Source organism: Streptomyces rhizoryzae (assembly GCF_023155275.1).
In the GTDB taxonomy this organism is placed as follows: domain Bacteria; phylum Actinomycetota; class Actinomycetes; order Streptomycetales; family Streptomycetaceae; genus Streptomyces; species Streptomyces rhizoryzae.
This window is the reverse complement of record NZ_JALMUV010000038.1, coordinates 69,314-86,007: the sequence shown is the minus strand read 5'-3', so window position 1 is coordinate 86,007 and position 16,694 is coordinate 69,314. Positions and strand designations below refer to the sequence as shown.

Genomic DNA, 16,694 nt, shown 5'->3' with positions numbered 1-16,694 from the left:
AGGCGGGCAATAAAACGGTCAAACCCGCACGTCAACAGCATGAACGTCCTCTCAGTCGCGGTCCGGACCGGGCGGCTTGCGTCCCCAGGCGGAGATCAGCGGCGCCGTCGCGGTGTCGAGCCGGCCGGAGGCGATGTTCGCCAGGTGCTCCTCGATCTCCTCGGCGGTCGCCAGCCCGGCCGCCACCAACCGGTCCCGGATCTGCCGTACGGTCGCGGCCTCCAGCGCGCTCCCCACCGGAGAGGTGATCGGGAAGTACGCCTCCGCCCCGACCTCGGCCAGGCCCGCCGTCCGCAGCAGCCGGGGCAGCGTCCGCCCGAAGTCGAGTTGCGCGCCCCGTTCCGCGAGCAGTGCTCGGAAGCCGCGCCGGATCCGGTTGGCCAGTACCTGCTCGGGGCCGTACTCATCGGGGCAGGCCAGCGGCTGGAGCGCCGGATCGGCATCCTCCACCAGCAGCCATCCACCGGGCCGCAACGCCCGCACCATGCTCCGCAACGCGGCCTCGCGCTGCGGCACATGGACCAGCACGAGCCGTGCGTGCACCAGGTCGAACCGCCCCTCCGGCGGCTCCTCGGCGCCCACGTCGTGCCGCACCACCTCGTACGGCGCCCCGGTCCGCGGCATCCACGACGTATCGAGATCCGTGGCCAGCACCCGGCCCTCCTCGCCGACCCGCTCGGCCAGCCACCCGGGCACGCCCGGACCGCCGGCCCCCACCTCCCAGCAGTGCCAGCCGGCCGCGACCCCCAGCGCCCCCAGGCGCCGGAACGTCACCGGGTCGAACAGCTGCGACAACGCCGCGAACCGCTCCCCGGCCTCGGCCTGCCGATTGTCGAGCAGGTATCCCTTGCCGCTGTCGTCGGCGGCGGTATAGTCCGTCACCGCCCGAAAATAACAGGGCCGGTGCCTGGCGCGCGGTGTCGAGGGCACCCGGTGAGGAGCAACCAGGGTGAGCGGTGGGGGAGGGGAGCTGCTGCTGGCCGCGATCGTGCTGGTGGGCGCGGCGGTGCAGTGGCTCACAGGGATGGGCTTCGCGCTGGTCGCGGTGCCCGCGCTGGTGCTCCTTCTGGGACCCGGTACGGGTGTGGTGCTGGCCAACTGCGCGGCCGGTGCGATCAGTCTGGTGGGGCTCGCCGGCGGCTGGCGCAGAATACGGCCGGGGGCGATGGTTCCGCTGGTCGCCGCCTCGGCGTGCACCGTCCCGCTGGGGACGTGGGTGGCCGCCCGCCTTCCCGAACCGGTGCTGCTGGTCGGCCTGGGCGCGCTGGTGACCGCGGCCGTCCTGCTCGTGATGCGCGGCGCCCGCGTCCCGGCCCTGCGGGGGACCCGGGGAGCGATGGCGGCGGGTGCCTTGGGCGGCTTCATGAACGCGTCGGCGGGGGTGGGCGGGCCACCGGTCTCGCTGTACGCGGTGAACGCGGACTGGTCCGTGCCGGAGTTCGTGCCGAACGCCCAGTTCTACGGGGTGGTGGTGAACGCGTTCTCGGTCGCCGCCAACGGCCTGCCGCGGCTGGCCGCACCGACGTGGGGGGCGGCCCTGACCGGCCTGGTGACCGGGGCCGTCGCCGGCGGCGCGCTCGCGCGGCGCGTGCCGGAGAAGTGGTCCCGGCTGCTCGTACTGTGGCTGGCCCTGGCCGGTGGGCTGGTGGCGGTCGCCAAGGGCCTGTGGGGCTGAACCCGCTCGTACCCAGCCGTTCGGGCGGCGACGGATCTGCTGCTACGCCCGCGGGAGTACGTCAGGAGCCCTCGCCGGGCGGACGCGCCGGGCAGGGCGGTCCGGTGGACTGACGGTGCCGGGTCTGGGGCCTCCAGCCGGCACCGTGCCCACCACCGGAAGGCTGCCTGTCTTGTCGTCCTCCGCTCGGACCCGCCGCCCGGCCCCGGGAGCGCTCGGCGGCGTCCTGTACGCGCTGTTGTTCGTGACCAGCATCGTCGCGAGCGGCGCCACCGCACCGTCCGGCCCGCTCGCCACGCCCTACTCCAGCGACACCGTCGCCCGGCAGTACCTCCTCGCCGACCCGTCCGCGTTGCACCGCTCGCTTCAGATATCGGCGCTCTTCCAGATGCTGTCGGCGCTGGCGCTGCTGGCCTTCGTCCCCTGGCTCACGGACTTCGTGCGCCGCTACGGCACCACCGCACAGGCGGGCGTGGTCCGCGCGATGGGTACCGCGTCCGGGACGCTGCTGGTGCTCTCCGCGAGCGCCGGGTGGATCCTGTCCGTGCTGATCCCCACGGCCGGTCTTTCCACCGCGCGCGCCGTGATGGACCTCTCCTTCATCACCGGGGCCGCGCCCGCGATCGGCACCCTGGGCCTCGCCATGTGGCCGGTGTCGCGGACGGTGCTGGCCAGCCGGGCGCTGCCGGTCTGGGTCGGCTGGGCCGGACTGTTCCTGGCCGCGGCGAGCGGCCTGTCGCTGCTGTCACTGCTGCTGGAACCGGCCACGGTGTTCATCCCGGTCGGCCGCTACCTGGGCTTCATCTGGTTCATCGCGGTCAGCCTGCTGCTGTGGCGCCGCGGCGGCCGGACCCCCGCACCGGCTCCCCCCGGCGGCGCGGGCCGGTGAAACGACGACGCCTCGGCCCTCGCCCCGAGCGGCAGTCGGTGGAACGGCGGCCCGGCGGCCGGCCAGGCAACCGCTGGGCCGGTCAGCCGGTCAGCCGGGCAACCGGCCGGGCAGCCGGCCGGGCAGGCGGCCGGTCAGCCGGCCACCCCGCCGGTCGGTCGGCCGAGCCGACGGGCGGTCAGTCGGCTACGCCCCGGTCAGGTCGCGAGTCGGCGTTCGAGCGGGGTGCGGTAGCAGGGGGTGACGCGGGTGCCGTCGAGGAAGGCGGACAGGCGGGCGATCTCCGCGCTGATGGCGGTGCGGGCCTCCTGGCCGGGGTCGGTGAGGAGGTGGTGGTTGATCCGGCCGTCGCGGTGGTGCGCCCAGGCACCGACGATGCGGCCGTTCCACCACACCGTGGGGCCGATGTTGCCGTTGCCGTCGAAGAGGGACGCGGTGTGCTCCGGATCGAGGTACCAGTCGCGGTGCCGCCAGCCCATGGCGGTCGGGTCGAGACCGGGCAGCAGGGCCGCCGCGGGCTCGGGCTCGGACCGGTCCGGCGCCTGGTCGAGGTCGTCGGGCAGGAGGTAGCCGGTGCCTTCGTCGAGTGCGACCGGCTGGGCGCCGGTGGCGGCGACGGCCTGGCGGGTGTCGGTGAGGTTCCAGCCGGTCCACCACTTCAGGTCGTCGACGGTGGCCGGCCCGAACGCGGCGAGGTAGTGGCGGGCCAGCGCGGCTTTCGCCTCGGCGGCGGGGACCTGGGGCAGGGGGCGGGCCAGGGCCCAGCGGAACTGCCCGGACGTCCAGGAGCCCGCGGGCCGGGCGCGCCGGATGCGGCCTTCGGCGGCGAGCACGGCCAGGACCGTTGCGCTGACACGCTGCCGGGACTCGTACGGTTTGCCGGGGGAGAGGATGATCTGCTGGCGCAAGTCGGCTATGTCGTCGGCGAGTTGGGCGGCGGTGGCCTCACCGCGGGTGGCGAGGGCCGCCAGGACGGCCGCCTCGGCGGCCGTGTAGCGCCGCTCGTCCCAGTCCAGGTTCTCGCGCAGGAGGGTCAGGGCGTCGGCCCGGTGGCGGTGGGTGTCCCGGACGGTCGCGGCGAGGACGGCCGGAGCCAGGGGGCGGGGGACGACGAACATGGTGCGGCGCATGCAGCGGATGCGTTCCAGTCCGGGAGCGCCGCCGGCGGTGTCGTACAGGGCGCGGTCGATGGCGTCCCGGGTGGCGGTGCGCATACGGGCGGCCGCCGCGAGGAACACGGTGGCCGGATCGGTGGCGTGCAGGCCGACGAGGGCGTGGGCCACCTCCTCGACCCGCGTCTTGCGCAGCGAGGGCGCGAGCAGATGGCGGCGCACGAGACGGGCGCGGCGCTGGGCGGCGGTGAGGCGGGGGAGAACGGACATGACGCTCCGGGGTCGGGGTCGGGGGCGGGGTCGGGGTCGGGGTCGGGGTGGCGGGTGGGGAGAACGGGACGGACGTGCTCACGGGCGCGCTCACGGGCGCGCCTGGGCGGGGCAGGGCGGGAAACAGGAGGGCCGTCGGTGTCCGGGGCCGGGGTGGGTGTTGGACTGTGGTGCCGGTGCCGGTGCCGGTGCCGGTGCCGGTGTGGGTGCCGGTGCCTAGCGCTCGACTTCGATGCCGAAGTGGCCGCCGAAGTGCCGGCCGAGGCCGAAGCCGATGGCGGAGTGCAGGTGCGCGTACCTCTCCCTACCGCGGGCGCAGACCAGGGGGCCGAGGTTGCGGACGAGGGTCCAGCCGTAGGACCTCAGCGGGTCGGTGACCCGCTGCTTGGCGTCGGTGTGGCACGGGTCGAGCTCCGGCATGACGCCCCACGGCGTCGGCCACGGGTGTTCGACCGGCGGGTTCGGGGACGAAGGGGACGGCGTGGTCGGCGAGGGTCCTGCCGGCCGGGGCATCGGCCCGGCGGCGTGCGCGCGGGCACCGCCACCGGTACCGAGCACGGCGATCTTCACGGGGCACCTTCCGTTGCGTTCTGACGGACGGTCCCCACGGTAGGAGCCCACTAGGACAGGCTGTGTCCTTCACCGGCAGCCTGCGTCCTTCACGGGCAGCCGGTGTCCTTCACAGGGCTGTACCGGGCTGTACCGGGCGCCACAGGCGGCATGGCTAATACACCGGCAAGGCCACCAGCGTCGTCCCGTTGAGGACGAAGAGGCGGTTGGCGGCGGCGGCGAGGGTGCGGGACGGGGCGGTGGTGAGGGCGTAGGTCTGGGGGTCGCCCTGACCGGAACGGGGCAGGCCGCTCACGCCGGTCTCCTCGCTCTCCACGATCCAGACGCCGTGTCCCTGGACGGCCGGGGGCTGCCAGGGCGGGACGACACCGGCGATCATCACCGGGTAGGCGGCCTGGCTGCCGTCGGAGTGCAGCGATTGCAGGGCCGCGCAGTCCAGCGCGTAGACCACCTCGTCGGCCACCGCGGGCGGACCCCACCCGTCCGTGCCGCCCCGCCTGGGCGGGCGCGCGGGGTTGCGGGACCAGAGCTGGTGGCCGTCGGTGATCCGCACCGCGGCGAGGGTGCGGCCGCCGAGGTAGACGGTTTCGCGGTCGATGGCGGGGCGCAACGCCCCGTCGGCCTGGCCCTTGCGGACCCAGGCGCGCGCCCCGTCCCGGGCGCGGACCGCGGCCACGTCGCCCTGCGCCGTGCACAGCACCAGGTGGCCCGCGCCGAGGGCCGCGGCGGGGCGGCCGCCGGACAGCGCCAGCGGTGGCTGCCGGGTCCAGCGCACCGTGCCGTCGGTGCCGACGCAGCGCAGCCGCCCGTCGGTGGTCACCAGGTAGACGGCGCTCGCGTCGGCGGCCAGCAGGGCGGCCGCCTGGGCGTCCGCGGTCCAGCGCGGCGAGCCGGTGGCCGCCACCCAGGTGCGCAGCGTGCCCTTGGCGTCGGCGGCGGCCACCAGCCGGTCGCCGATCGAGAGGTAGCCGGCGGCGGCCTTCGCCTCGCGGGCCCGCCAGCGTTCCCGGCCGTCGGTGACCTGGCGCGCCGCGATGCCGCCCCCGGCCGCCGCGAACACCACCACGTCGCGGACCGGCAGCGGCGCCGGCGACCCGGCGTCGGCCACGTCCTGGAGCGGCCCCCACAGCGGGCTCGGGGAGCCGACCGCGGAGCCGAGCGGGGCGGCCCGCACCGCGGCCGGCGGCGGGAGGTCGAACGGGTCGGCCGGCGCCTCACCCCGGGACAGCCACCAGGCGGTACCGCCGCCCGCCGCGGCCAGCAGCGCCCCACCGCCGGCCGCGGCCAGCAGCCGCCGCCGGGTGAAGCGGGGGCCGCCGCCGGCCGGCCCGGCCCCGAGGGTGGGGGAGGCGGCCACCGAACGCTCCGTCAGGCGGCGGGCCGCCACCTCGCGTTGGCGGATCTCGTCACCCAGCGCGCCGGACCTCCACAGCCGTTCCGGCTGCCGGGGCGCCGCCGCGGCCTCGGCGACCTGAGCGGGCAGCGGGCGGGCCGCCGGATCCTTGGCGAAGCAGGGCGTGACGAGGTACCGCAGGGCCTCGGGGACGGCCGCGAGATCCGGCTCGCCGTGCACGACCTCGTACAGGACCGCGGTGATCTCGGCACCGGTGTAGGGCGGGCGGCCGGCCGCGGCGAAGGCCAGGACGGCGCCGAGCGAGAAGACGTCGGCCGCCGGGCCGACCCGCTGCCCCAGGACCTGCTCCGGCGCGCCGTAGCCCGGGGTGACCGGGATCTGCCCGGTACGGGTCAGGGTCAGGCCGTGCTCGGGGCGGGCGATGCCGAAGTCGATCAGCCGAGGGCCCCGCGAGGTGAGGACCACGTTGGGCGGCTTCACGTCCCGGTGGACCAGGCCCGTGGCATGGACGTCCTGGAGCGTGCGGGCCAGCGACCGCGCCAACTCCCGCACCGCGGCGTCATCGAGCGGCCCGAAGCGCGCCACGGCGTCGTCCAGCGTCGGACCGGCCAGGAACTCCGTGGCGATCCACGGCCTGCCGCCCTCCAACTCGGCGGCCAGGACGCGCGCCACGCCCTCGCTGGTCACCGCCCGCGCGGTGCGCGCCTCGCGGAGGAAGCGGTCGGCCAGGTGCGCGTCGTGGGCGAGTTCCGGCAGCAGCACCTTCACCGCGGCGGGGCACCCGGCGGCGTCCGCGCCGAAGTACACCTTGCCCATACCGCCCTCGCCGAGGACGCCGTGCAGGCGGTAGGGGCCCAGGCGCAGCGGATCTCCCTGGCCGAGGGGTTTCACGGGCGGTCTCGTCTCCTGGATCGGAACGGATGGAGCGGGTGGGGTGGGGGAGGGGTGCCGGGGACGGCGTCAGGCGAGCGGGAGGGCGAGGGTCCGCTTCTCCTGGCGGACGTACAGCCGGCCGCCCTGGGCGTCGGCGGTCAGCACCACGGGCTCGCTGGCGTACGTCCAGACGGCCTTGCGGGACTTGAGGTCGACGGCGCGCACGCCCTTGTCGTCGACGCAGTACGCGTACCGCTTGCCGACCGCCGGCGCCACGTCCCGCTTGCTCTTCCTGCCCGAGAGCCCCTGCTCCTGCCAGTTCAGCGTCCCGGAGAGGGCGTCGACGGCGAGCAGCCCCTGGTCCTCCCGGACGGAGTACACGACACCGTCCTGGAGGGTCGGCGCACCGTACCGCCGCTGGTCACCGCCGCTGCCCTCGCCGTCGCGCCCGTTCCCGAACAGCCACTCCAGGCCGCCGTCGGAGAGCCGGCGCGCGGTGAGGGTGTCCGCAGCCAGGTAGAGGTTGTGCTCGTCGGCGACCAGACGGGTCGGCGGGGCGCCCGCGAACGTCTCGGACACCGCCCACGCCTGCTTGCCGCTGCCCTTGTCGTACGCCGAGAGGCGGAGGAACTTCGTATCGGACGCCGGGTACGCGCACAGCACCACCCGGGACCCCACCACACCGCCGTACAGCGCCGCCGGGAAGCCCTTGGACTGCGGTGCGTCCACCGGGCTGCGCCAGCGCTCCTTGCCCGTGCCCAGGTCGGCCGCGACCAGGTACCAGCGGCCCCCCGACGCGGCCCGGGCCACCAGGTACGCGGTGCCGCCGGCCACGCACAGCAGCTGGTTGTACTGCTCCTTGCCGGTGAACGCGGCGAGCTCCGCCAGCGGCTTGCCCAGCTGGCCGTCGGTCTGCGACACCTCGCACACCGCCAGCGCCGCCGCGTCCTCCTGGTAGTCCCGCAGGGCGTACAGCCTGGTCCCGTCGGTGGCCGAACGCCAGACATCGGCGATGTTCGCCTGCCACGTGGACTGGCCCGACTCGGCGTTGATCCCGCACAGCACGATCCCGGCGCGCATGGCCAGGTTGCGGCCCACCGGCATCACCTCGCCGCCGGACTCCGGGCACCACAGGCCGGCGCTCCACAGCGCCGACGGCGGCTTCGGCCGGTCGACGGCGTCCTTCTTCGTGCCGCCGCCCCCGTTGTCCGAGGGACCGGAGAACAGCGCCCAGCCCGCGCCGCCGAGGACGCCGCCGCCCAGCAGCGCACCGCCGGCCACCGCCAGCAGCCGCCGCCGGGACACCCCCGCCGCCGGGGCGGCGTCGGCCCGCGGCGCCTCGGTGGGCACCGGCGGCGCCAACCGCGGCGGCGGCTCCCGCCACACCTCGTCGCTGCGCCGCGCGATCTCCCGCAGCACCGCGTCGGGCAGCAGTACCGCGAAACCACCGCGGTCGCCCGGGGCGGCCGCGGCACCGCCGAGCGCACCGTGCAGCTCCCCGGTGGACGGGCGGTGCGCGGGATCCTTCGCCAGGCAGCGGGCGAGCAGCTCACGCAGCGACTCGGGGACCCGGCCGAGGTCCGGCTCACCGAACCGGACGCGGTACAGCAGGTCCGTGGGCGCCCCGCCGCCGAACGGGCCGGTGCCGGTGGCGGCGAAGATCAGCACCCCGGCCAGCGCGAACACATCGCCGGCCGCCGCGTGTTCCAGCCCCGCCGCCTGCTCCGGCGACATGAACGCCGGGGTGCCGACGGCGCTCCCGACGTTGGTCAGGTGCTCGTCGCCGAAGGCACGGGCGATCCCGAAGTCGATGATCCGCGGGCCCTGCGCCGTCACCAGGATGTTGGACGGTTTCAGATCGCGGTGCACCACCTCCGAGCGGTGCAGCTGTTCCAGCCCGGCGGCGAGCGCCGCGCCGAGCGCCCGCACGGCCGGCTCCGGCAGCGGCCCGCCCGCCTCGACGGCGGTGTCCAGCGGCGGCCCGAGCACGTACTCGGTCGCCAGCCACGGGGTCGGCGCCTGCGGATCGGCGTCGACCACGGCCGCCCCGTGAACGGCGCCCATCACCCGCGCCGCGTCCGTCTCCAAACGGAAGCGGGTCCGCAGCGTGGTGTCGCCGGCGAGCCGGGTGTGCAGCGTCTTCACCGCGACTGTGCGCCCGGCCGCCGAACGGCCCAGGTACACGGTGCCCATCCCGCCGCCACCGAGGCGGGCGAGGATCCGGAACGGCCCGACGGTGTGCGGGTCGTCGTGCAGCAGCGGGGAGATCATGGCTCAGCTCCCTTGGGTGGGGAGTGCGGCGGCGAGGACCTCCGCCGACTGACGGGACAACGCCTCGACGACCCGGCCGGGCAGCGACACCGGCTCGGCGGCACCGGTCAGCGCGCCGTACGCCGCGCCCGGCACCAACTCCGCCAGCACCCTTGCCGGTTCGGGCCGCCCCTGCGGATCGCGCGAGCGGCAGGCCGTGATGACGTCCCGCAGGCCGGCGGGGATCTCCTGCCGCTCGGGCACCGTGTGCCCGGTCGCCGCGTACGCCAGGACCGCGCCCAGGGCGTAGACGTCGCCGGCCCGGTCCACGGCTGCTCCGCCCGCCGCCAGTTCGGGCGCCAGGCACCCGGTCTCCAGCACCGATTCGCCCGTGGCGGAGGCTCCCACCACCGGGTTCGCGCGGGTCGCCCCGAAGCAGCTCAGCAGCGGCCCGCGGACGGTCAGCAGCACGCCCGCCGGACAGACCCCGCCGTGCACGATGCCCAGGACGTGGGCGGAGGCCAGGGCTTCGGCGAGGGTGCCGCCGAGCATCCGGACCACCGGCTCCGGCAGCGGCCCGCCGTGCGCGGCCAGCACGGCCGGCAGCGGCAGCACGGGCCGGTAGGGAGCGGCCCACCACGGGAACGCCGGGGTCCCGCCGAGCCCGCCGACCGGCCAGAACCCGGGCTGGGTCAGCCGCGCCGCCTGCTGCGCCTCGGCCGCCCACCGCGCCGGGTCACCGCCGGGCGGCGGCAGGCAGGCCAGCACGGTGTGCGCACCGTCAGCGCTGCGGGCCAGATAGCGGCGTTCCGGTACGCCCCGGCTGCCGTCGGCGTCCAGACGCGCCAACGTCACCAAATCCCCGATCCGCGCAGGATCGTCCTGCCGCAGCCGTTCCACTCGGTCTTCTCCCCCGTCAGGCTCGTTACGGGCGTGAGCCTATATACGGTCCGCGGGCGACCCGGAGGCGGGGCCTCCCCCTCCGGTCGGCGACGGCCCCCGCTGCCCCGACGCGGCCGCCGGGGCCCGCTCGCCGCACCCCGCGCGACGGCCCGCCGCCCGGTCAGTCACGGGGCGCGCCGAACCACCGCGCCATGCAGCCGAGCAGTTCCTCCTGCTCCTCACCGGCCCACACCACGTGCCCGTCCGGGCGCAGCAGGACCGCCGGGACGTCCAGCGCTTCACCGGCCTCGACCTCGTCGACGATGTGGTCGACCCGGTCCGCCCAGCCGGCGATCGAGAGCCGCCCGGTCCGGTCGAGCAGCAGCCCTCGGCCGCCGTGCATCAGCGCGTACAGCCGGCCCTGCGCCAGCCGCACGTCCCGCAGTCGCCGGCCGAGGAGTTCGTGGCCCTCGCCGACGTCGTAGCGGACGTCGACGGCGGTGATCATCCCGGTGATGTACCGGTTCACCTCCTCGAAGTCCATCAGTTTCGACAACAGCCCGCGCAGCGCGGTCGCACCGGGATCGGTCCCCAGCAGCGTGATCTGCGCGCGGGTGTTCTCCAGCACGGCGGCGGCCACCGGATGGCGTTCGGTGTGGTAGCTGTCCAGCAGGCCCGCGGGTGCCCAGCCGTGCACCTCGGCGGCCAGCTTCCAACCGAGGTTGAAGGCGTCCTGGAGACCGAGGTTGAGGCCCTGTCCGCCGGTGGGCGGGTGGATGTGCGCCGCGTCGCCGGCCAGCAGCACCCGGCCGACGCGATACCGCTCGGCCTGCCGGGTGGCGTCCCCGAACCGGGACAGCCAGCGCGGCGCGTGCACCCCGAAGTCGGTGCCCGCGACGGCCCGTAGCTGCTGCCGGAACTCGTCGAGGGTCGGCGCTGTCGCGCGGTCCTCGGCCACGCCGTCGGCGGGGACGACGAGGCGGTACCTCCCCTCGCCGAGCGGCATGGCGCCGAACCGGAGCTGCGTCTTGCGGACCTCCTCGACGACGGCGGCGATCGTCGCCGGGTCCTCGGTCGCCGCCATGTCGCCCAGCAGCGTCTCGACCTGCGCGGGTTCGCCGGGGAAACCGACCCCCAGCTGCCTGCGCACCGTGCTGCGGCCGCCGTCGCAGCCGACGAGGTAGCGCGCCCGCAGCCGCGATCCGTCCGTCAGCTCGACGGTCACCCCGTCCTCGTCCTGGCTCACCCCGGCCACCTCGCAGCCGCGCCGGATGTCGGTACCGAGTTCGAGGGCTCGCTCGTTGAGCAGCCGCTCGGTGAGCGGCTGCGGGGCGGCCACGCCGAACGGGTGGGCGGTGTCCAACCCGTCCGGCCACGGCTTCATGATGCCCCCGAAGAGGCCGCCGACCCGGTACTTCTCGCTGACCGCGAGGAACCGGTCGAGCAGCCCGCGCTGGTCCATCAGCTCGACGCTGCGGGCGTGCAGCCCCTGGCCGCGCGACTGCTCGGTCGGTGCGGCCAGCCTCTCCAGCACGACCACCCGCACCTCGTGCAGCCGCAGCTCGCAGGCCAGCATCAAACCGGTCGGCCCGCCGCCGACCACGATCACGTCAATCACGTCAGCCACGTCAACCACGTCAGTCATGTCAGTCATCACCAAGTCCGTTCCAGGAGAGGGGTGAAGAGAAGGGGAGAAGGGGGGAGGGGGAAGGCGGAGGCGCACCGCCGTACCGCGCGCGCCGGCGTCAGGCGCTCGTGAGGAGGACGAGCTGCTGCGTCGCGCGGGTCATCGCGACATAGCGGTCGACCGCCCCTTCGATGCCGTCACCGAAGGCGTCCGGGTCGACGAGGACGACCAGGTCGAATTCCAGGCCCTTCGACAGGGCGGGGGACAGGCACCGGACGCGGGAGGTCTCCCGGAACGCGGGATCGCCGATCACGCAGGCGATGCCGTCGGCGTGCCCGGCCAGCCACTCGTCCAGGATCGCGTCGCGCTCGGCCACGGTTCCGCGCCGGACGGGGAGGCCGCTGCGGCGGATGGAGACCGGCACGTTGGCGTCGGGGAGCGCCGCGCGGATGACCGGCTCCGCCTCCGCCATCACCTCTTCCGGCGTGCGGTAGTTGATGCTCAGGGCGGCCACCTCGATCCGGCCCAGGCCGACCCGCTCCAGGCGCTCCCGCCACGACTCCGTGAAGCCGTGCCTGGCCTGGGCGCGGTCCCCGACGATGGTGAAGCTCCGGGACGGGCAGCGCAGCAGCAGCATCTGCCACTCCGCGTCGGTCAGCTCCTGCGCCTCGTCCACCACGATGTGCGCGAACGGTCCGGCGAGCCGGTCCGGCTCGGTGCCGGGCAGCGCCGTCTCGTCGATCAGCCGCTCCTGGAGGTCCTGGCCGCGCAGCATCGTGACCGCGCCCTCACCGTCCGCGTCGGCCGCGACGATGTGGTCGATGACGTCGGCCATCCGCGCGCGTTCGGCGGCGACGGCCGCCCGGTGGCGGCGGTTCCGCCGGGCCGTCTCCGGGTCGCCGAGCCGCTGCCGTGCCGCGTCCAGCAGCGGCAGGTCGGCGACCGTCCATGCCTGGGCGTCCGCGCGCCGGAGCGCGCGGACCTCCTCCGGGCCGAGCCAGGGAGCACACAGCCGCAGGTACGCGGGGACGGTCCACAGGTCGCCGACGAGGTCGGCCGCGTCCAGCATCGGCCAGGCCCGGTTGAGCGTGGTGACCAGCTCCTCGTCCTGCCGCAGTGCCCTGCCGAACACGTCGGGCGAGACCTCGCCGTCGAGCTTGTCCAGCAGGATCGTGACCAGTTCCGCCCAGATCTGCTCCCGCGCCTCATTGTGCGGAGTGCCTGGTTCCGGTGCGTCGAACGCCTCGGCCCAGTCATCGGCGCCGAGCCAGAGGTCGGCCCAGTCGGTGGTGACCGTCATCCCCTCGGCGGGCGGCTCCTCGTAGAACCGGACGGCCGCCTCGATGGCGTGCACCATCGCCGCGGACGACTTCAGGCGGGCCACCTCCGGGTCGGTCTCCGGCGCCGCCCCGGCCCCCTCCGCGACGAGGTCCCGCAGCGTGCAGGTCTGCACGCCCTCCTCGCCCAGGCTGGGCAGGACGTCGACGACGTAGGACAGGTAGGGCTGGTGCGGGCCGACGAAGAGCACGCCGCCGCGGCGGTTGCCGAAGCGGGGGTCGGAGTGGAGCAGGTAAGCGGACCGGTGCAGGGCGACGACGGTCTTGCCGGTACCCGGGCCGCCGTCGACGACGAGCGCGCCGCGCGACCCCGCCCGGATGATGGCGTCCTGGTCGGCCTGGAGGGTGCCGAGGACGTCCCGCATCCGCGGCGACCGGCTGCTGCCCAGGCTGGCGATGAAGGCCGACTGGTCGTCCAGCGCGGCATGCCCGGCGAACCCGTCCGCGGTGAACACCTCGTCCCAGTAGTCGCTGATCCGGCCGCCGGTCCAGCGGTACCGGCGGCGGCTGACCAGGCCCATCGGGTTGGCGTGGGTGGCGCCGAAGAACGGCTCCGCCGCGGGGGAGCGCCAGTCGATCAGCAGCCGGCGCCCCGCGCTGTCGGTCAGGCCGAGGCGCCCGACGTACACCGGCTCCGGGTCGTCGGCGCCGACCATGCGCCCCAGGCACAGGTCCAGGCCGAACCGGCGCAGGGCGCGCAGGCGGGCGGTCAGTCGGTGGACCTCCGCGTCCCGGTCCATCGCCTGGCGGCCCAGACCGCCGGGTGACCTGCGCACCTCGTCCAGGCGGTCGGACACCTCGGCGATGGTCTGCTCCAGGCAGTCCGCGAGGGCCGCGAAGTGCTGCTCGTCACCGGCGATCAGGTCCGGGTCGGCCTTGGGGGAGAGGTGGCCGGGGAGGTCGAAGGCATGGGTGGTCAGGGGGTTCACGTACATCAGCTCCGATGAGGGCCGCCGGCGGCCCGCGCGCGGCAAGGGTGTCCTGGGGTTCGAGACCGGGTGACGGGACGGATCGCGCCAGGCACTTCCTGGCTACGGTCGGCGATTGTGCGGCACCACGGGGGCCTTGCCGCAAGCCCCCCAGTGCGCTATATCTTGAACATGGCAAGGAGAGCATGGCTCCCTTGCCCTTTTTCTTGCCCCGCTCCGGGCGCCTCTTCTTGCCCTTCCTGGCCTTGTCGGCCCTGGTGCCTCCTGCGCCGGGGCCGCCGGGCGGACCGGCGGGAGGACAGCCCCCGCCCCCTGGGTCTCAGGCGATCCCGGCGGCGCGCTGGTAGGCCCGGGTGAGTTCGGCGAGGACGCCGTCGGGGCGGGCCGGACGGCCCGCCAGGTGCATGGCGCGGAGTTCGTCCATGAATCGTTCGGCCATCTCCGGGCCGCCCTGGCCGAGGAGCTGGGCGCGGATCGCCAGCTCCGGCGAGGTCGGCAGCCAGCGGGCTCCCCAGGTGCCCAACTGCACGAGGACCGGCACGAGTTGGATCGCCGCCTCGGTGAGCCGGTACTCGATCTTCTGCCGGTGGCTGGGGTCGTCGTGCCGGGTGAGCAGGCCGGCGTCCACGAGCTTGGCCAGGCGGGCGGCGAGGATGTTCGACGCGATGCCTTCGAGCGAGTGGGTGAGCAGTTCGCGGAAGTGCCGGTGGTCGCCGAACATCACGTCCCGCAGCACGACCAGACTCCACCGGTCGCCCAGCAACTCGACGGTCAGGTTGATCGGGCAGCCCGACTTCCCGTCCGGCACGGGCAGGAGATCGGTCCGTTCTGCTCGCGGAGCGTCCATGAGGCAGTAAGGTACCACCGGTTGTTACTTGCAATCAGAAGTGGCCGGTCGGCTCCCGAGGAGGGTGCATGTCACAGCTGTTGAGGGTGCAGTGCTTCAACGTGTCGCGGGACGGGTTCGGCTCCGGTGAGGGGCAGAGCCTGGAACGGCCCTTCGGCCACGCGGACCCCGCCGCCCTGTTCTCCTGGGCGGGTGCCACCGCCAGCTGGGTGAACCGCACCGACCCGGGCGGTACGCGCGGCCTGGACGACTACCTGACCCGCGACCACGCCCGCGGCATGGGTGCCGAGATCATGGGCCGCAACAAGTTCGGCCCGCAGCGCGGCCCGTGGGAGAACCACGACTGGAAGGGATGGTGGGGGGACAACCCGCCGTTCCACACGCCGGTCTTCGTGCTCACCCACCACGAGCGCCCCTCCTTCACCCTGGGGGACACCACCTTCCACTTCCTCGACGCGCCACCGGCCGAGGCGCTGGCCCGCGCCAAGGAGGCCGCCGGCGGCCGGGACGTGCGGCTCGGCGGCGGCGTCGCCACGGTCCGCGAGTTCCTCGAAGCCGACCTGGTCGACACGATGCACATCGCCGTCGCGCCGGTCGACCTCGGCCGGGGCGAACGGCTGTGGGAAAGCCCCGAGGAACTGCTCGACCGCTTCCACCTGGAGAAGGTGCCGAGCTCCGGCGGAGTCACCCACCACTTCTTCTGGAGGCGATGACCGGCTGCGGTGCCTGGCAGGCCGGCCAGGCACCGCAGCGCCTCATGCCCGGCCGCTCCGCTCCCGGTACGGACTGTGCATCGTGAGATACCGGATCTCCAGGTCCTGCTCCAGGTAGTCCATGCGCCGCTCCCAGAAGTCCCGGAGGTGGGGGAGGGCGAGGTGGGCGTCGAGGTCCTGCTCGCTCCGCCACGCCTCGTAGAAGACGAAGACGCCCGGGGCGTCCCGGTCCTCGTGGAAGTGGTACTCCAGGCAGCCCGGTTCCTGCCGGGTCGGCTCGACGAACGACAGCAGGAGCTGCCGCAGCTCCTCCGCCCGCTCGGGCTTGGGCCGGGCGGTACCGACGAGGGTGAAGGGCTGGTGCACGGGGGTCTCCCATCCGCAGGGTCCACACGGGCACGCCGCACCGCGTGGCGACGCGCCTAGGTACGATCATTTTCGTACCTTGCGAGACGCTAGCGCCCCGCAAGGTACGATGCAAGCCGTACCTGCATGGCTGGGAGGTGGCCGAGATGCCCGATGACGAGGGGCACCCCGACGTGGCCGAGATGGAACTCGGCGCGGTGCTGTCCGCGCTTGCCGACCCGCTGCGGCGGCGCGTCGTCCGCGAACTGGCGACCGGGCCGCACGGCGCGGCGCGTACCTGTAGCTCCTTCGCGCTGCCGGTGAGCAAGGCGACCGTCACCCACCACTTCCGCACGCTGCGCGAGGCCGGGCTGATCCGCCAGGTGGACCGGGGGAACAGCCGCATGGCCACCCTCCGGCGGGAGGACATCGAGCGGCGCTTCCCCGGCCTGCTGGCACTCCTTGCCGCCGAGGGCGCCCAGGACGCGTGACCGCGCGCCGGGCACCCTCACCGGTCGCTCCGGCTACCCTTCCGCCGCCAACGGCCCGTCGTGCTCGGGGAGTTCGTACGCGAACCAGATCCGGTGCGTGCCGTCCGCGTCGACGGCGATGCCGCCGGTCCCGGATATCCCGGCCAGCGCGCCCGTGCCGCTGGCCGGGACGATCACGAAGAACGCGTCCCGCCGGTCCGCCCCCGTGGTCGTCGCCGAGTGCGCGAAGTTGAAGGCCCCCGAGCGCCCGTGGAGTGCGCCCTCGAACGACTCCATGGCGACATAGGTGCCCGTCCCGCTGGGCTGATCGAACGCGGCCGTGAACAAGGTGGCCGAGTGCCCGGTGATCTCACCCTCGTACTGCTTCCGCATCGTGGCGACGCCGACGGGCAGTGCGGTCTCGACTGCCGGGGCCGGCACCGGCGCCGGAGTGAAGTCGGCAACGTGGAACGTCCCTGTAGCTCTCATGCCCGGATCGTAGGCCGCACCACTGACAACGGCGCTGCGTACCGCCCGCCCCGCCCCGAGTG

General features: G+C 74.7%; 15 protein-coding genes. 4 read left to right on the top strand and 11 right to left on the bottom strand.

Annotated features, from left to right (window positions below):
• Positions 1 to 51 precede the first annotated feature (51 nt).
• The gene (locus MUU72_RS26220; protein ID WP_248015867.1) at positions 52 to 882 is read right to left on the bottom strand and encodes a methyltransferase domain-containing protein; all 831 of its coding nucleotides are present in this window, start codon (positions 880 to 882) and stop codon (positions 52 to 54) included.
• Positions 883 to 949: 67 nt separating this feature from the next.
• Between MUU72_RS26220 and MUU72_RS26215 the strand changes: the two genes are divergently transcribed.
• Together MUU72_RS26215 and MUU72_RS26210 are read left to right on the top strand one after the other, a co-directional pair.
• On the top strand, positions 950 to 1,675 hold the full coding sequence (locus MUU72_RS26215; RefSeq protein WP_248015866.1) for a TSUP family transporter: 726 nt from the start codon (positions 950 to 952) through the stop codon (positions 1,673 to 1,675).
• Positions 1,676 to 1,847: 172 nt separating this feature from the next.
• Positions 1,848 to 2,564 (top strand): hypothetical protein, encoded by a 717-nt coding sequence (locus tag MUU72_RS26210; protein WP_248015865.1) that lies wholly within the window; start codon positions 1,848 to 1,850, stop codon positions 2,562 to 2,564.
• Between the two features lie 197 nt (positions 2,565 to 2,761).
• On the opposite strand, the gene MUU72_RS26205 is transcribed toward MUU72_RS26210, so the two are convergent.
• The 8 genes from MUU72_RS26205 to MUU72_RS26170 all read right to left on the bottom strand — a co-directional run bounded on the left by MUU72_RS26205 (position 2,762) and on the right by MUU72_RS26170 (position 14,615).
• Positions 2,762 to 3,946, bottom strand: coding sequence for a winged helix DNA-binding domain-containing protein (locus tag MUU72_RS26205; protein WP_248015864.1), 1,185 nt, complete (start codon positions 3,944 to 3,946; stop codon positions 2,762 to 2,764).
• Positions 3,947 to 4,162: 216 nt separating this feature from the next.
• Entirely contained in the window at positions 4,163 to 4,366 is a 204-nt protein-coding gene (locus MUU72_RS26200; RefSeq protein ID WP_248015863.1) for a hypothetical protein, read from the bottom strand.
• Between the two features lie 304 nt (positions 4,367 to 4,670).
• Positions 4,671 to 6,761, bottom strand: a complete 2,091-nt coding sequence (locus tag MUU72_RS26195; RefSeq protein ID WP_248015862.1) for a serine/threonine-protein kinase — start codon at positions 6,759 to 6,761, stop codon at positions 4,671 to 4,673.
• 69 nt (positions 6,762 to 6,830) lie between these two features.
• On the bottom strand, positions 6,831 to 9,014 hold the full coding sequence (locus MUU72_RS26190; protein ID WP_248015861.1) for a serine/threonine-protein kinase: 2,184 nt from the start codon (positions 9,012 to 9,014) through the stop codon (positions 6,831 to 6,833).
• Between the two features lie 3 nt (positions 9,015 to 9,017).
• On the bottom strand, positions 9,018 to 9,848 hold the full coding sequence (locus MUU72_RS26185; protein WP_248015860.1) for a protein kinase family protein: 831 nt from the start codon (positions 9,846 to 9,848) through the stop codon (positions 9,018 to 9,020).
• A gap of 208 nt (positions 9,849 to 10,056) precedes the next feature.
• Positions 10,057 to 11,493 carry a rifampin monooxygenase gene (gene rox / locus MUU72_RS26180; RefSeq protein ID WP_248015873.1) on the bottom strand — a complete coding sequence of 479 codons (1,437 nt, stop codon included), beginning with the start codon at positions 11,491 to 11,493 and terminating at the stop codon, positions 10,057 to 10,059.
• A 127-nt stretch (positions 11,494 to 11,620) separates the two neighbouring features.
• Positions 11,621 to 13,774: an RNA polymerase recycling motor ATPase HelR gene (helR, locus tag MUU72_RS26175; RefSeq protein WP_248015859.1), complete on the bottom strand. Its 2,154-nt coding sequence runs from the start codon at positions 13,772 to 13,774 to the stop codon at positions 11,621 to 11,623.
• Between the two features lie 313 nt (positions 13,775 to 14,087).
• A complete protein-coding gene (locus tag MUU72_RS26170) occupies positions 14,088 to 14,615 on the bottom strand; it encodes a winged helix-turn-helix transcriptional regulator (RefSeq protein ID WP_248015858.1) in 528 nt (175 codons plus the stop codon).
• A 68-nt stretch (positions 14,616 to 14,683) separates the two neighbouring features.
• On the opposite strand from MUU72_RS26170, the gene MUU72_RS26165 reads away from it, so the two are divergent.
• Positions 14,684 to 15,328, top strand: coding sequence for a dihydrofolate reductase family protein (locus MUU72_RS26165; protein ID WP_248015857.1), 645 nt, complete (start codon positions 14,684 to 14,686; stop codon positions 15,326 to 15,328).
• 42 nt (positions 15,329 to 15,370) lie between these two features.
• Here MUU72_RS26165 and MUU72_RS26160 read toward each other — a convergent pair whose 3' ends face one another.
• The gene (locus MUU72_RS26160; RefSeq protein ID WP_248015856.1) at positions 15,371 to 15,694 is read right to left on the bottom strand and encodes a putative quinol monooxygenase; all 324 of its coding nucleotides are present in this window, start codon (positions 15,692 to 15,694) and stop codon (positions 15,371 to 15,373) included.
• A 146-nt stretch (positions 15,695 to 15,840) separates the two neighbouring features.
• Between MUU72_RS26160 and MUU72_RS26155 the strand changes: the two genes are divergently transcribed.
• Complete coding sequence (locus MUU72_RS26155; RefSeq protein WP_248015855.1) at positions 15,841 to 16,164, top strand: ArsR/SmtB family transcription factor; 324 nt, start codon at positions 15,841 to 15,843, stop codon at positions 16,162 to 16,164.
• A gap of 33 nt (positions 16,165 to 16,197) precedes the next feature.
• Here MUU72_RS26155 and MUU72_RS26150 read toward each other — a convergent pair whose 3' ends face one another.
• The gene (locus tag MUU72_RS26150; RefSeq protein ID WP_248015854.1) at positions 16,198 to 16,632 is read right to left on the bottom strand and encodes a DUF3224 domain-containing protein; all 435 of its coding nucleotides are present in this window, start codon (positions 16,630 to 16,632) and stop codon (positions 16,198 to 16,200) included.
• Between the last annotated feature and the right edge of the window lie 62 nt (positions 16,633 to 16,694).